The organism is Acidilobus saccharovorans 345-15, assembly GCF_000144915.1.
GTDB classification, from domain to species: Archaea; Thermoproteota; Thermoprotei_A; order Sulfolobales; family Acidilobaceae; genus Acidilobus; species Acidilobus saccharovorans.
Map to the genome: position 1 here is coordinate 754790 of NC_014374.1, position 14030 is coordinate 768819.

General features: G+C 61.8%; 12 protein-coding genes and 1 tRNA gene. 8 read left to right on the forward strand and 5 right to left on the reverse strand.

Annotated features, from left to right (window positions below; genetic code table 11):
- Nucleotides 1-5: 5 nt before the first annotated feature.
- On the forward strand, nucleotides 6-593 hold the full coding sequence (locus tag ASAC_RS03740) for a DUF973 family protein (RefSeq protein WP_013266663.1): 588 nt from the start codon (nucleotides 6-8) through the stop codon (nucleotides 591-593).
- Here ASAC_RS03740 and ASAC_RS03745 read toward each other — a convergent pair.
- Complete coding sequence (locus ASAC_RS03745) at nucleotides 583-1086, reverse strand: SPASM domain-containing protein (protein ID WP_013266664.1); 504 nt, start codon at nucleotides 1084-1086, stop codon at nucleotides 583-585. The two genes, ASAC_RS03740 and ASAC_RS03745, sit on opposite strands and share 11 nt — an antisense overlap.
- Nucleotides 1087-1351: 265 nt before the next feature.
- On the opposite strand from ASAC_RS03745, the gene glmM reads away from it, so the two are divergent.
- Both glmM and ASAC_RS03755 read left to right on the forward strand, forming a co-directional pair.
- Nucleotides 1352-2740 carry a phosphoglucosamine mutase gene (gene glmM, locus ASAC_RS03750; protein ID WP_013266665.1) on the forward strand — a complete coding sequence of 463 codons (1389 nt, stop codon included), beginning with the start codon at nucleotides 1352-1354 and terminating at the stop codon, nucleotides 2738-2740.
- Complete coding sequence (locus tag ASAC_RS03755; RefSeq protein WP_013266666.1) at nucleotides 2737-3123, forward strand: Trm112 family protein; 387 nt, start codon at nucleotides 2737-2739, stop codon at nucleotides 3121-3123. Before glmM ends, ASAC_RS03755 begins: the two co-directional genes overlap by 4 nt.
- Here the strand turns inward: ASAC_RS03755 and ASAC_RS03760 are convergent.
- Together ASAC_RS03760 and ASAC_RS03765 are read right to left on the reverse strand one after the other, a co-directional pair.
- Nucleotides 3092-4345, reverse strand: a complete 1254-nt coding sequence (locus tag ASAC_RS03760) for a Cdc6/Cdc18 family protein (RefSeq protein WP_013266667.1) — start codon at nucleotides 4343-4345, stop codon at nucleotides 3092-3094. The genes ASAC_RS03755 and ASAC_RS03760 overlap by 32 nt on opposite strands.
- Before the next feature lie 224 nt (nucleotides 4346-4569).
- A tRNA-Ala gene (locus ASAC_RS03765) sits at nucleotides 4570-4645 on the reverse strand.
- Between the two features lie 225 nt (nucleotides 4646-4870).
- Between ASAC_RS03765 and ASAC_RS03770 the strand changes: the two genes are divergently transcribed.
- The 4 genes from ASAC_RS03770 to ASAC_RS03785 all read left to right on the forward strand — a co-directional run bounded on the left by ASAC_RS03770 (nucleotide 4871) and on the right by ASAC_RS03785 (nucleotide 9076).
- Complete coding sequence (locus ASAC_RS03770) at nucleotides 4871-6277, forward strand: YeeE/YedE thiosulfate transporter family protein (protein ID WP_202965437.1); 1407 nt, start codon at nucleotides 4871-4873, stop codon at nucleotides 6275-6277.
- Between the two features lie 93 nt (nucleotides 6278-6370).
- Entirely contained in the window at nucleotides 6371-7510 is a 1140-nt protein-coding gene (locus ASAC_RS03775) for an MFS transporter (RefSeq protein ID WP_338028407.1), read from the forward strand.
- 78 nt (nucleotides 7511-7588) lie between these two features.
- Nucleotides 7589-8674 (forward strand): L-threonylcarbamoyladenylate synthase, encoded by a 1086-nt coding sequence (locus ASAC_RS03780; protein WP_013266670.1) that lies wholly within the window; start codon nucleotides 7589-7591, stop codon nucleotides 8672-8674.
- 72 nt (nucleotides 8675-8746) lie between these two features.
- Nucleotides 8747-9076, forward strand: a complete 330-nt coding sequence (locus ASAC_RS03785) for a hypothetical protein (RefSeq protein ID WP_158303787.1) — start codon at nucleotides 8747-8749, stop codon at nucleotides 9074-9076.
- On the opposite strand, the gene ASAC_RS03790 is transcribed toward ASAC_RS03785, so the two are convergent.
- Both ASAC_RS03790 and ASAC_RS03795 read right to left on the reverse strand, forming a co-directional pair.
- On the reverse strand, nucleotides 9077-11974 hold the full coding sequence (locus ASAC_RS03790) for a PEGA domain-containing protein (RefSeq protein ID WP_013266672.1): 2898 nt from the start codon (nucleotides 11972-11974) through the stop codon (nucleotides 9077-9079). It lies immediately after the preceding gene.
- Between the two features lie 105 nt (nucleotides 11975-12079).
- Entirely contained in the window at nucleotides 12080-12682 is a 603-nt protein-coding gene (locus ASAC_RS03795) for a TENA/THI-4 domain protein (protein ID WP_013266673.1), read from the reverse strand.
- 69 nt (nucleotides 12683-12751) lie between these two features.
- Here ASAC_RS03795 and ASAC_RS03800 point away from each other — a divergent pair, with 69 nt between their 5' ends.
- The gene (locus ASAC_RS03800; RefSeq protein ID WP_202965438.1) at nucleotides 12752-14005 is read left to right on the forward strand and encodes an MFS transporter; all 1254 of its coding nucleotides are present in this window, start codon (nucleotides 12752-12754) and stop codon (nucleotides 14003-14005) included.
- Nucleotides 14006-14030: the final 25 nt, after the last annotated feature.

The window sequence follows — 14030 nt, forward strand, 5'->3', positions numbered from 1 at the left end:
TATGCTTGTCCAACAGCGGCGAGCTTGAGGGAGTTGGGGACCTCAAGAGGGGCCTGATCTACATTTTCATATCAGACCTCCTGAGCAGCGTTTTCTACGTGTCTGGCTTCATAACCCACTCGGCATCGCCAATAGTTGAAGTCGTGTCGTTGCTGATAGGCCTAGTATTAGCCGTGATGGCGCTTATGAACCTCAGGAGAGGCTTCACCACGCTCTCCTCCATGGGCAAGGGAGGGTCCTTAGGGGCCTCCGGCGTGATGCTCATTGTTGTGGGCCTGGCGATAGCGTTACTCGGAATCCTGCTGATGTTCATAGTCCTCCTCGGCGGCGCCGCGGTGGCGATAATGGGCCTGGTAATAATAATCGTGGGGTTTGTGATGATTGGCGTGGGCTTTTACAGCGTAGGCAGCGCCTACAACAACAGCACCCTGAAGATAGGCGGGATACTCACCGCCCTGTTCTTCGTGCCGTTCCTCCCTCTGGTGGGCCTCATATTAGACTACGTCGGCCTGGGCGAGGTTGAGGGGCAGCTGAGGGCCTCCCAGGCGAGCCAGCCAGGCGCGGCGCCTACAGTGTCGCCCCCTACCCTATGACTATGGGGGCAGTGCAGGGCGTCGGCTCGGCAGCCTCGACAGCCCTGACCAGGTCCTCAGCCCCATTTGAGAGCGGGCATAGGGGGTCCTCGGCGTAGGGGCTGTCATGCCTTATGTAGGTCCTTGCCCTGCAGCCGCCGCAGACTTCCTTGAACCTGCAGGACCCGCAGGCCCCCTGTAGGGAGTCCCTTGACCTCAGGGACCTGAACAGGGGGCTGTTCCATATCCTTGAGGCCGGCTCCCTGGCCGCGTTGCCGGCTGAGACGGGCAGGAACGGGCAGGGCCAGACCTCGCCGTCAGGCTTTATGTAGAACATCCCCCTGCCTGCGGCGCAGCCGTAGACGAAGTACCTGGAGACGCCAAGGGGCAGGCCTGACTTGGAGGCAAGGTAAGCGTAGTACCAGGGCACGCCTATGGGAGCTATCACCAGGTTTGACCTGCCCTGGAGCTCCGCTGCCCTCCTGACAACGTAGACGGCCTCCTTCGGCGTCAAGGCCGTAAAACCTGAGGCCCTCCTGCTCCCAGCCCAGCAGGAGGCCTGCTATGAACGGCGAGAGCCCAGGCGTCAGGAACGGCAGCCTGCTGAGCGCCAGGAATCCCTTGATCTTCATGCCCAGGTTCTCCAATGTTTCACCACTTATCAGATAATGTTACCACGTATAAGTGGTTTTCCGTTAAAGCGACTCTCGCGGCCAAGGCGAGCAGCCGCCGGCTGAAGGGTTAATAGCCTGCCCAACTTCACAGCAGCGGGGGAAGCCTTGGCTAAGCTGTTTGGCACTGACGGCGTCAGGGGGGTTGTCGGGGACCTCATGACTCCCACCTTCGCACTGAAGATGGGGCACGCCATAGGCGCCTACTTCGGCCCCGGGTCCAGGGTGCTGCTGGCCAGGGACGCCAGGGCAGCTGGGGACGCCCTGGCCAGGGCGGTTGCCGCGGGGCTCATGGCTGAGGGGGTAAAGGTGTATTACGCCGGCATGGTGCCCACCCCCACAATGCAGTACGGGGTCAAGGCCCTGGGCTTTGACGGGGGCGTCATGATAACAGCCAGCCACAACCCGAGGGAGTACAACGGAATAAAGGTGATTGAGCACGACGGCGTTGAGATACCCCACGAGAGGGAGCCCATAATAGAGGACTACTACTTCAAGGGCCACGAGACCAACCTGCCGTGGAGGTCAATGGTATATGACGTCGCCGACGTGAGCCAGGTGGTCATAGACACGTACGTTAAGGCGGTCGTCTCCCAGGTCGACAGCGACCTTATAGCGAAGAAGGGGTTCACGGTCCTAGTGGACTGCGCCAACAGCGTCGGCGCCGTCACGACCCCCCTGATACTCAGGGAGCTGGGGGTTAGGGCCATAACTGTGAACTGCAACCTCGACCCCGGCTTCCCGGGGAGGAACCCGGAGCCCAACGAGGAGAACCTTGCCCTCACGCTCAGGTTCGTGAGGGAGGCGGGCGTCAACATGGGTGTTGCCCACGACGGCGACGCCGACAGGGCCATACTGATAGACGAGAGGGGGAGGCTCATATGGGGCGACAGGGCAGGCGCCCTGCTGACTCGCTTCGTTGTTGAGAGCGGCAGGTGGAAGGGCCTGCCCATGAGGACCTACACCGCCGTCTCGAGCAGCCAGCTGGTCGAGGAGTACCTGAGGCCGACGGGCGTTGAGGTCAGGTGGACGCCCGTGGGCAGCGTCACCATAGCGAGGACAATATTAAGCGAGGGAGGGGCCATAAGCGGCTTCGAGGACAACGGCGGCTACATGCACGTGCCACATCACACCGTCAGGGACGGGGGCATGACCACAGCCCTTGCCCTCTACATGCTTGCCCTCGAGGGCAGGAGCCTCGGGGAGCTCTACGACTCGCTGCCCCAGTACTACGCCATAAAGACCAAGGTGGAGGCCACCAGGGAGCAGGCGCTGTGCGGCGTCGAGGCCGTCAAGGAGGCCTTCTCGGGCTACAGGCAGATAACCATAGACGGGGTCAAGGTGATAGGCGACGACTTCTGGGTCCTCGTGAGGCCCAGCGGGACCGAGCCAATAATGAGGATATCGGTGGAGGCCAGGACAAGGGAGAGGGCGGAGGCCATAGTTAAGCAGGTCGAGGACCTGTACCGCTCCAGGTGCGGGGGAGCCGGGAAGTGAGGTACTACTTCTTTGAGCTGCTTGCCTGCCCCGTGTGCAAGAGCCCTGACCTGGTGCTGGTAGAGTTCAGGGTTGACGAGAGCAGGGCCAACGTTGACCCAGCCAAGGTTAGGTGCAGGGAGACCTGCTACCTGCTCAGGAGGCCCGCGGCCCAGGTGCCCCTGGAGACCTGCGCCCAGTGCGTCAACAAGGACGTCGTAGAGGGGGTCCTAGTCTGCAGGAGCTGCGGCAGGTGGTACCCAATAATTGACGGCATACCGAGGATGCTGGACGACAAGTTCAGGAAGGTTAAGGAGGACGTGGCCTGGCTCACCTCACACCTTGACAGGGTGCCGGAGGACGTGAGGAAGCTCATGAAGTGGCCCTCCCTCTCTTCCCAGTGAGCCCCTTAGTTGACATTGACTGGACCATTGAGCCCACCGTGGGGTCCTCCGAGAGGGAGCCTATCACCGTGTCAGGGCTGACGGCCAGCTCAACTACCCTTGTCTTGCCGTACCTGCCCCTGCTTATCACCCTGCTGCTTATTATGCCCAGCATGTCGAGCTCCCCGAGGACGCCGCTCACCCTCCTCAGGGTCACCTCCTCGAGGCCTAGGGACGAGGCCAGCTGCCTGTAGGCGTCGTATATCTCTCCCGTGGTAGCCCTCCCCTCCGGCGACGTCAACGAGGCCTTGAGTATCGCCGCCAGTATCAGCTTGCTGTGCAGGGGCAGGGTCCTTATGACGTCGCTGGCCTTGTCCCTCTCTATCTCCTGCCTGGCCCTGTAGACGTGGTCCTCGCTCACCCTGTCAGCCCCCTCCCTCTCAGCTATCTCCCCCGCCACCCTGAGCATGTCCAGGGCCCTCCTGGCGTCGCCGTGCTCCCTGGCCGCCAGGGCGGCCACAAGCGGTATGACTCCCTCCTCCAGCGCGCCCTCGTTGAACGCCATGGAGGCCCTCCTGGAGAGTATGTCCTTCAGCTGCTCAGCGTTGTAGGGCGAGAATACCAGCTGCTCCTCGCCCAGGCTGCTCTTGACCCTGGGGTCCAGGGAGTCCACGAGCTTCACGCTGTTAGTTATGCCTATCAGCGACACCTTGGCCCTGGGCAGGTGCTCGTTTATCCTGGTCAGGTCGTACAGGACATCGTCCCCCTTCCTGACCAGGAAGTCTATCTCATCGAGCACAACTATGTAGACGCCCTCAAGCTTTGAGAGCCTCTTGACTATCCTTGAGAACAGCTCCCCTATGGAGAGCCCCGTGAAGGGCACCCTGAGGCCCAGCTGCTCCCCCATGTCGGCGAGCACCTTGTACGGGGTCTCCCTCTGCCTCACGTTGACGTATATCCACGACACGCTGGAGCCCCTGGCCTTGGCAAGCTCCTCAAGCCTCCTCAGCACGTACTTCGTCACCGCCGTCTTCCCGGTGCCCGTGAGGCCGTAGATGAACGCGTTGCTGGGCCTCTCGCCCCTGAGGGCCGGGGCCACCACTTCGGCCAGCCTCTTTATCTCAGCCTCCCTGTGCGGCAGCTCTAGGGGCACGTAGTCGGGGAGCAGCACCTCCCTGTTCTTGAACACCCTGCTCCTGGCGGCGGCCTCGAATATGTTGTCTATCTCGTCCAAGGGAAACACCGGCTCCAGAGGAAGCCTTGCAGCTAGGCGGTGAGCAGAGGTAGGGCACAGTAACACTGGGGCTGGTGACCTAAGGGGCCCAGGGCCCTCCGCGCGGCTGGCAGGCCCATGGGCTTAACTGATGTCTTGGCCGCAGGACGAAGCAGCAGGCCCTGCGGGCCTGCCAGGGCTTCTGCGGCAGGCCTCTATGAGGCCTTAGCGATCGAAGGCATAATTAGGGGCCCTGGTGGACCGGCCGGGACTTGAACCCGGGACCTCTCGGATGCCAACCGAGCGCTCTTCCAGCTGAGCTACCGGCCCACAGGGCCATTAACAATACTTTAGGGAAGCATTAAAAAGCTTACAGCTGGAGCCGCAGGAAAATTTAGAAAAATGGAACATTAATTAGAATAATTGAATTTTGAAACTCTTTTTAATAACTTAATTATATAGGCCAAAAATATAACTCTTAAAAATGCATTTAATTAAACAATAAACTTTTATAAGTTTGTTTTACATCTTTTCACCTTTTGTGAGGTGAATACCGTGGCGAATCCAACTGTGCCGCAGGAGGCCGAGGAGAAGAGGGACAGGGAGGCCTACTGGACCATAAGCGGCGTCCTGCTGGCGCTCGCCATAATACTCCTCGGGCTTGGCCTCTACTTCCAGCTTGACCTGCACCACCAGCCTGCCCCGCTGCTCCTCGGCATACTTGCGGGCTTCGTGCTGGCCACCCCGCTGGAGATCTGGAACTGGGGTGACCCTGACATAGTCTGGAGGGTCGTGTCCTTCCAGGACAGGTTCCTAATGGTGTGCTTCGGCTTCGCCATTGGGCTTGGGGCCCTGCTCCTCTACGGCCTCTACCTGATACCTGGCACCGCGCCCCACTTCGGCATCAAGGACTTCTTCGTGCCCGGCATTGTAGTTGGAGGCCTGCTCTTCGGCATAGGGGTTGGCCTCTCAGGGTACTTCCCAGGGCTGATATGGATAAGCCTCGGCCAGGGCAGGAGGGACGCCATATACGCTGTGATAGGCGGCCTGCTCGGCGCCCTCACCTGGTCGCTGATATTCGGCGCCGCCAGGGGCTTCTTCTGGAACACCCTCAACTTCGGCCCAATAACCTGGGCCACTCTGGCTGGCTTCAGCATGTCTGACAGGCTCGGGTACTTTGCCGTTGCAGTGGTGTTCTTCATAATAATGTTCAGCATGTTCATGTTCCTGCCAAGGTACCCAGGGCAGCCTGTGAGGCAGTCCTGCGCCTACCACCTGTCGGGCGCCAGCAAGGAGTCGACCGTCTGGGAGGAGGTCGTAGCTGAGGAGATGAGGAAGTACCCTAAGGCTAACAAGTTCATAACAAGGCTGACCAACGAGAGCAGCATAAGGAACTCGAGGTCCATCATACTGCTGGGCATAGCCTTCACAGTGACGGCCGTGGCCGTTATCTACCTCAGGCAGATCTTCGGCGAGTCCACCACGTTCTCATGGATAGGCGCGCAGATAGCCTACGCCATCAACCCGAGGTGGGCAGCCGCTAACCCCTACTGGCAGCTCTTCGGAGGCCTCGGCTTCAAGAACGGGGTGCCGTACGACAAGCCCTTCAGCGAGATAGGCTGGGAGCCCTTCAGCGACCTCGGCACCTTCCTGGGAGCGCTGATAAGCTCGCTCTTCGTCACGAGGAGGTTCATGGGCTACAGGAGGCAGGTGCCGACCCTGTGGGCCAGGAGGTTCGGCGACAGCGAGGCCAAGAGGGCCCTCGGCAGCTTCTTCGGCGCCTACCTGGTGCTCTTCGGCGCCAGGATGGCCAACGGCTGCGCCAGCGGGCACATACTGAGCGGCAACACCCAGATGGCCATATCAAGCTTCGTCTTCATGATATTCGTGCTTATAGGCGCCTGGATAACCCTCTACGGCGTGCTCGGCCTGAGGATAAACAAGTGGGGCTTCAGGAAATAAACCTCAGCTCAACAACCTTAATTTTTATTTTTCTCTCCCCCTTTTTGAGGCTACCAGGATAGGGCCCTGACTCCGCAGGAGCTGTCGCTATACCTGGTTAAGTTAATCAGGGTGCTGAGCTCGGCCGCTGTCAGCGTCGTGACGCCCCTGTACCTGGAGTCGCTCGGACTTGGACCGCTCTACGTCGGCGCTGCCGTTGTGCTCATGGTTTTAGGCAACGTGGCGTCAAACCTCTTGGTGGCCAGGCTCCACGGACAGGGCCTCAGGCTGACCCTGATGGCAATGTCGGCGCTGACGGCCGCCAGCGGCGTCGCCCTCTACGCCTCCAGGGAAGTGGCTGTCATAATGGCGTTCCTGGCGCTTGGCAACATAAGCACCACGGGCACCGAGGCGGGGCCGTACCAGTCCGTCGAGACGTCAGTGATACCGCTGGTCTCCAGGGACCCCCAGATGGCATACACGATCTACAACTTCCTTGGCTACGCCGCCTCGTCGCTGGGAAGCCTTGCCGTGACGCCCCTCAGGGACCTCAGGGCGGTCTACCTGGGCCTCGTGGCCTCAGGCCTGGCGATGCTGGCCCTCTACTCCAGGCTCACAATGCCGGCCAGGAGGCCAGGCAAGAGGTACTTCTCTAACGAGAGGTCGAGGTCAACGGCCGCCCTGCTGGCCGCCATGTTTGCGGCCGACGCCTTCGGAGGGGGGCTCGTGTCGCTGTCCCTGCTCTCCTTCTGGTTCCACTACCGCTACGGCGTCGGCCTGAACAGGCTTGGGCCGCTCTTCTCCGTAGCGTTAGCCTTAACCGGGGTCTCCATACTGGCCACGTACCCGCTGGCAAGGCGTTATGGCAACCTAAACATCATGGTATTCAGCCACCTCGCGTCTAACGTCTTCCTTGTCGGCGTGGCCCTCTCGCCCAACTTCACCCTGGCGGCGGCCACGCTGCTGGCAAGGCAGTCGCTCTCCCAGATGGACGTGCCTACGAGGCAGGCCTTCATGTCCGAGGTGTTTCCCAGGGAGGACCTGGCCCCGGCCAACTCGCTGACTAACACCGCTAGGCTGCTGGCCTCCCTGCCGGGCGGTGCAATAGTTGGCGCCCTGGTAAGCGTTGGGGCCGTCCAGCTGCCGGTGCTCCTGGCGGGGATGATAAAGGTAGGGTATGACATTAGCATCTACGCCAAGTTCAGGGGCCCCTACAGGGCGCTGAGGCCCGCGGGAGGCAGGGGGCCTCATTAACTTTAGATATTTTATATTTCTTAATTTATAAATAACGTTTAAACCTTACGGATGTCACTTAACCTTTAGTGACAGCCCTTGGAGGACCTCAGGGTGAACACCAAGGTACTGAGGATAGACCCGGAGAACATAGACATGGACCTGGTGAGGGAGGCGGCCGCCGCTATAAGGGCGGGTGGCATAGTGGCCTTCCCCACCGAGACCGTCTACGGCCTTGGGGCTGACACCTACAACCCCGAGGCCGTCAAGAAGGTGTTCATAGCCAAGAGGAGGCCCATGGACAACCCCCTCATAGTTCACATACACTCGCTCAACCAGCTTTACGAGGTGGCAGTTAAGATACCCCCTGAGGCAGAGAAGCTAGCCAGGAGGTTCTGGCCGGGCCCCATGACCCTGCTGCTCTGGAAGTCGGACAAGGTGCCCCCGGAGGTGACTGCCGGGAGGCCCACAGTGGCCGTCAGGATGCCCGCCCACCCAGTGGCCCTGGCCTTCATAAGGGAGAGCGGGGTCCCAATAGCCGCCCCCAGCGCTAACCTCGCCGGCAGGCCCTCGCCTACAACTGGTGAGCACGTGGTAAGGGACCTCTACGGCAGAGCTGACGTCATAATTGACTCTGGCGAGACCGTTTACGGCGTTGAGTCCACGATAGTTGACATGACCAGGGACCCGCCGGTCCTCCTGAGGCCCGGGGGGCTGCCGGTGGAGGAGATAGAGAGGGAGCTGGGCAAGGAGGTAGTTATACCGCAGTTTGCGAGGGGCCTGGGGCAGGCCGACGTGGCCCTGGCCCCCGGCATGAAGTACAGGCACTACGCCCCCTTCAAGAGGTTGACCATAGTTGAGGGGGACTACAGCGACCTAAAGGCCTACGCGGCCAAGGTGGCTGAGGTAGTTAAGCAGGAGATAGCCAAGGGGGCGAGGCCCATAATACTCTGCTCCTCCGAGACCGCCCAGTACTACGAGCAGCAGGGCCTGAGGCACCTGGTGCTCGGCCCGAGGAGCAACATATTCATAGTCGCCAGGAACCTTTTCAAGACGTTCAGGGCCATTGACGAGATGCTTGACGTGGACGAGGCCTTCATGGAGGGCTTCGAGGAGAGGGGCCTGGGCCTCGCGGTCATGAACAGGGCCAGGAAGGCCAGCGGCTTCAGTATTATCCGCGTCTAGAGCCCCATTCAAGGTAGCTGGCCTGGCCGCACGCCTTCGCTTTTAACCAATGGGCTCCAAAGCTAAGGCTTGGTGAAGCCTATTTCGAGCGCGCGGAACCCTGAAGCCCTCATGCTAGAGCGCGGCCTCAGGAGGGCCGCCCTGGGCCTCCTGGCTGACCTGGAGGTCTACTTCAGGGAGACCGTGGGCAGGGGCTTCGTCCAGTACCTCATGGAGGACCCTGTCAGGGCCTACAGGCTTGCGGCGAGCAGGTACCCTGAGAGCCTCGTCAGGGCGGCCCTGAGGGCGGCCCTGAGGCTTGGCCTCGGGGCCTCCTCGGCTGACGTGGAGCTGGCAGTGGAGATGCTCAGCACGGGCATACCGTCAAAGTTCTTAGCCCTCCTCAACAGGGCGGCCCAGTGATCAGATCTCCTGCTGCTCCTGGTAGGGGGACCTTGACCTGTAGTAGGAGTAGCCCATGTAGGCCGCTATCGCAGTGGCGGCCAGGGCCCCGGCTATAATGTAGTACTTAACGTTCCTCACAACGGGGGCCCCGCGCCTGACGGGGACGAGGCCCAGGGTAACGTTCACAGTGGAGCCTGGGGAGACCGTCACGGTCCTGTTAACTCCCACGTAGCCGGTGCCCTCCGCCGAGACCACGTACTGGCCCGGGGAGACGGAGACCTCCACGCGGCCAACGCCGACCGCCACAAGTGTGCCGTTGGGGAACCTGACGTAAACAGAGGCGGAGCTCACGTTGCTAACCGCCTCTATTGTGCCCCTGGGAGGGGCGGGCGGCGCCGTCGGCGTCACGTTGTAGGAGTAAAGCTGGGGCAGCGTGGCGTTGACCTTAATGCTGGCTGAGAGGCCGTTAGCTGTAGAGAGCACGTCGTAGCTCCCCGGCGCCACGGGCAGGTAGAGAGGCGCCTCGGGCTCCAGCTGGCCAGAGAACACGGTAACGCCTGACTTGCTGACCTTAACTGAGGCGGGGAGCGAGCTGACCAGCTTTAAGACGGGCGTCGTGAGGCTACAGCTGACCTCGATGGTCCCGTTGGACTTCATTATAACTGTCTCGCTCACAGGGGCGCAGACGTTAAGCGGGTAGAAGTAGTTGACCTCGACCTCGTAGGGGATTCCCGAGAGAAGCTGGAGGCTCGAGTTGACCGGCAGCCTAAAGCTTGACCCATTTATGTAGCCTTCGACGTAGCTCACGGGTATGGGTGAGACCACCGAGAGCGTCGCGTATACGGTGACGGGCCTGAGGCTGACCTTTATGTCCTCAGACGTCAGGGGCAGCACCGTGGAGGAGTAGGCGGCGTAGCCCGCGGCAGAGACGGTTACGTTAATTGGCGTCGCTATGTCGTAGACCGTGGCGGAGCCCACGCCGACCCTCGTGCCATTTATGTATATGACAGCCGAGGGGGGCGACGCTGAGATGTTGACCTGCCAGGCGCCCTGGACCAGGCCCTCGTAGCTAACTATCTCGACGGTGAAGCTGCTCTTGTTGTATATTGCGAGGAGCCCCCCAGGCATCGGCGCGTACCTCAGGTAGCCGCCCCAGGCGGGCATCACCACGTACTCCGTCATGGAGCTCAGGTTCACTATGTACAGGTTGCCGTCAGCCCCCTGAAAGGCGGCCGAGGCCCCGTTGACTGAGGCGGTGCTCACAACGGCGGGCAGGCTAATGTTGAGCCCGGGAGCCTGAACGCCCGCGGGCGTAACTGCAACTCCAGAGGACGGGTCCTCAACAACCGGCGACTGCAGCCGGTACTCGCTGGCGCCGCCAGGGCCGTAGACGTACATGTAGGCGCCGAAGGGGCCTGAGGACTCCACCATGACGTAGTAGCCGCCGTAGGCCCTGTAGACCCCCATGTAGGTGGGCACGAACGTTATGTTGGCCCTGTAGGCCGCCACGGGGCTCCCGCTGTAGCTGAACACGTAGACGGTGCCGTTGGCCGAGTACAGGGCTATCCCGCCCGGCCCGAGGCCCCCGTAGAGCCACTCGCCGGGGATGACCAGGGGCCTAGGCGACACAGTAACATTAACGCCAGGGGAGAGCACTATGGCCTTTGACGGCACCACCAGCAGGAGGGACCCACCCCCTGAGGCCATGTAGGTGACCTGCCTGAAGACCTCCAGCGGCGAGACGGCCGGCGGCCTTACAACGTAAACTGCTCTCACGGGCCCGCCTACCTTGGCAGGGTAGGCCAGCGTGCCCCCAAGCAGGTCAAGGAGCCTGTTGCCGACGAGCAGCAGGGAGGGGGTAGGAAGCTCATATGCTCCGGGCGTGAGGTTCAGCTGGACCAGGAGGCCGCTTATGTTAAGCGTGCCGTACACGGGAGCCTCCGCGACCAAGGTTGTAGGCACGGCCGGCGCGAGCAAGGTGACGCCGTTGTAGTCGGTTATGAAGGCCACCCCTCCCAGCGAGGCCACCTCAAGCCCTGGGACAGGGATCCAGGAGCCCCCGCTCATGACGTAGCTGTAGCCCGAGGATGGCACGTAGTAGCCGTCAGGCACCGGCAGCGCGTCACCTATGACCTGCGCCCTGGTCCTGCCGCAGCAGGCGGTCACCAGCTCCAGCCCTGGGGGGCCCTGGACAACGAGTTCGTCGCCCTGAGCCCTGTAGACGGCGAGCGGCACAAAGCTGGCGACGAACTCCCCCACGGGGACTGCCCTCAGGGGGCTGGCGCTGACGTCAAATATTAAGAGCATGGGGCCCTGGCCGTCAACGTAGCCGAAGACGTAGGCCCTCGTCCCGTTCAGGATGCCCGTGGGCTGCCCGCCGGAGCCGCTCACGTTAAGCGGAAGCGCGCCCTGGGGCGACTGGAGCTCAAGGGTCCCGTTGACGTCCTCGAGGAGCAGGGGGCCGTTGGCGTAGCTGAACGACAGGACCCGGGAGCCCTGGGGCAGGGGGATCACAGCCGCCGTGCCCCTTGGGCCCTCGACGTAGGCCTCGTTGCTCAGGTTGTAGACCACCATCCCACTGTACACGCCTATTATGTCTGAGTAGGGCTCCCTGACCACCCAGGCCAGGGACGCGTTGGAGGAGTACAGGAAGTAGGTGCCCTGGTACCCCAGGACCGCTATGAAGCCGTCGCCGCATGACGCCCCCAGGGCGACGTCGCCAGGCCAAGGGTCAGTGAAGGAGCCCGTCGCCAGGTCCAGCACCCCGCCCTGGGCTATGAGGTAGGGGTAGCAGAGCCCCACGGAGCTCCCGTTAAGGAGGACTGGCAGGGTCGCCGAGGCCTTCGCTGAGGTACTGGCAGCGTAGGGACCTAGGGCTGCCGCTATAAATAATATCAGCAGCGCTGCTGTCCACACCTTTAACAAGGGCGCGCCCCATGGTGCTAACTCAAGCTAAGGGGAACCTAATTGCGTTACTCGCCTCGGCTTAAGCCGCAGCCCCATGGAGGGCCGCCCTCGGTGTTACCGGCCGCCCACGTGCCTCCAGAAGTTAAGCTCATAGGTCTGGGCCGACAGGGCCACGTGCCTGTACATCTCCATGTTAAGGTGTCTCTCAGCTATGGCCTCTGCAAGCGACTCCCTGGCCTCGTCTATCCCCCTGCACCTGAGGAAGCCGGCAGACCTCACGCCGAGGGACTCGGCCCACTCGGCCAGGACGTTGGTGTTGACGCAGAACGACCTGAAGTTGACCCCGACCAGCACCGCCAGGTCGCCCATGGTGCCGTTCACGCCAAGCCACGTCAGGAAGTGGGAGTAGGCCACGGCGTCAGGGCTCACCTGGTCAGGGCTGTAGGACACCCCCAGCTCCCCCGCGAGCGACCTTATGTTCCTTATCCACCTGGGCCCTCCCTCGAGGAGGCCCATTATGAAGTCCACCTCGTCGTCAGCGGCCGCCTTGGGGACGAAGAGCGAGAGCGCCCTGTAGTCGTAGGGCGCTATGTACATCTCGTTCACCACGAACCTCCTGAGGGCCTCAAGGCTTGGGCCGAGGCCCTGCAGCGATGACTCCACCTGCCTGGTCAGGTCGGCCACATAGCCCCTGAGCTCGTCAAGTACGCGGCCCACCCGAAACCCCTGAGCCTTAGGGCTCCTCGGCTTTAAAGAGGGCCCTCTTTACACTTTCAAGGGAAGAGCTTGAACCGCAGGGACTGGATGATATCGCTGATACCGTTCAACCTCGCCATGGGGCCACTCTCCACGCTGGTGACGCTTGAGGTCTACGAGCTCAGGGGAGGGGCGGTGGGGGTAAGCTACGCTATATCAGCCGGCACCGCGGCCTCCATACTGGCCTCCCTGATATGGGGCTTCGCCCTAGACAGGTACGACAGGAAAGACGTGCTGACCGTAGGCCTCGCCGGCACCCTGCTCTCACTCCTCGCCCTGGCCTTCTCGAGCTCCCTGGCCGAGGTGGCGGCGTACTACGCCGCCGCGTCCCTCTTCTCCTCAGCCGTAGGCATGGCGGTCAGCGTCCTGATAATGGACACCATAGAGAAGTCCAGGTGGAGCTCCGCCTACTCAAGGTATAACATGCTCTCCTCCGTCGGCTACTTCTCGGGGGACGTGACCGCTGCCATAGCCTCGGGCCTCATGCCCACCAGGACCATAGTTGAGGTTATGACAATGATCACAGCCGCCTCAGTGGCGTGGGCCTCCCTCACGGTGCCCAGGTCGCCGATCTCGTTTGAGAGGGAGTCCCTGCTCCACATAATTGAGGGCTTCCTGCTCAGGATAAAGCTGGTGCCCACGTTCTTCCTGAGGCTGCCATCAAAGAGCACCTTCAAGCCCCTGAGGCTCATAAAGCTCGGCAGGAGCCCCGCGGCCTACGTGCCCATGCTGTTCATAGCAATAACTATATTCTACGTCTCGTCCGGCATATTTAACACCCTCTACCCCTACGGCCTGAGGGCCCTGGGCCTCTCCAGGTCAGAGGTCTTCCTGGTAATATCAGCCGGCATGGCGGCCCAGGTGGCCGGGTTCCAGCTCGCACCCAGGATAATAGCCGCCTCAAAGGGCAACGCCGGGGCCTCCTACAGGGCCCTCCTGGCCAGGGGGGCCTCCTACATAGGAATTGGAATTGCCACGTCCGCGGGAGGAGGCCCCGTTTACCTGCTCGGCACGGGGCTCACGCTCTACCCCCTGGCCGCCGGCATAGCCTTTGCCACCTTCTTCACGGCCTCCAATGTAATGGTGTTTGAGGTGCTCAAGGGCAACAGGGAGGGCAGGGGCCTCGGGCTCTACAGCACGCTCACCGGCTCGGCCTACTTCGCCGGGTCCCTGGCCTCGGGCTTCCTGGCCAACTCGGTCGGCTTCGGGTACACTTATGTGATAGCCGGAGCTATGCTGGGAGGCTCCGCCTACATATTCAACGAGCTCAGGAACATGGCCTGAGGGTCAGCGAAGAGCGCTTCGGCCA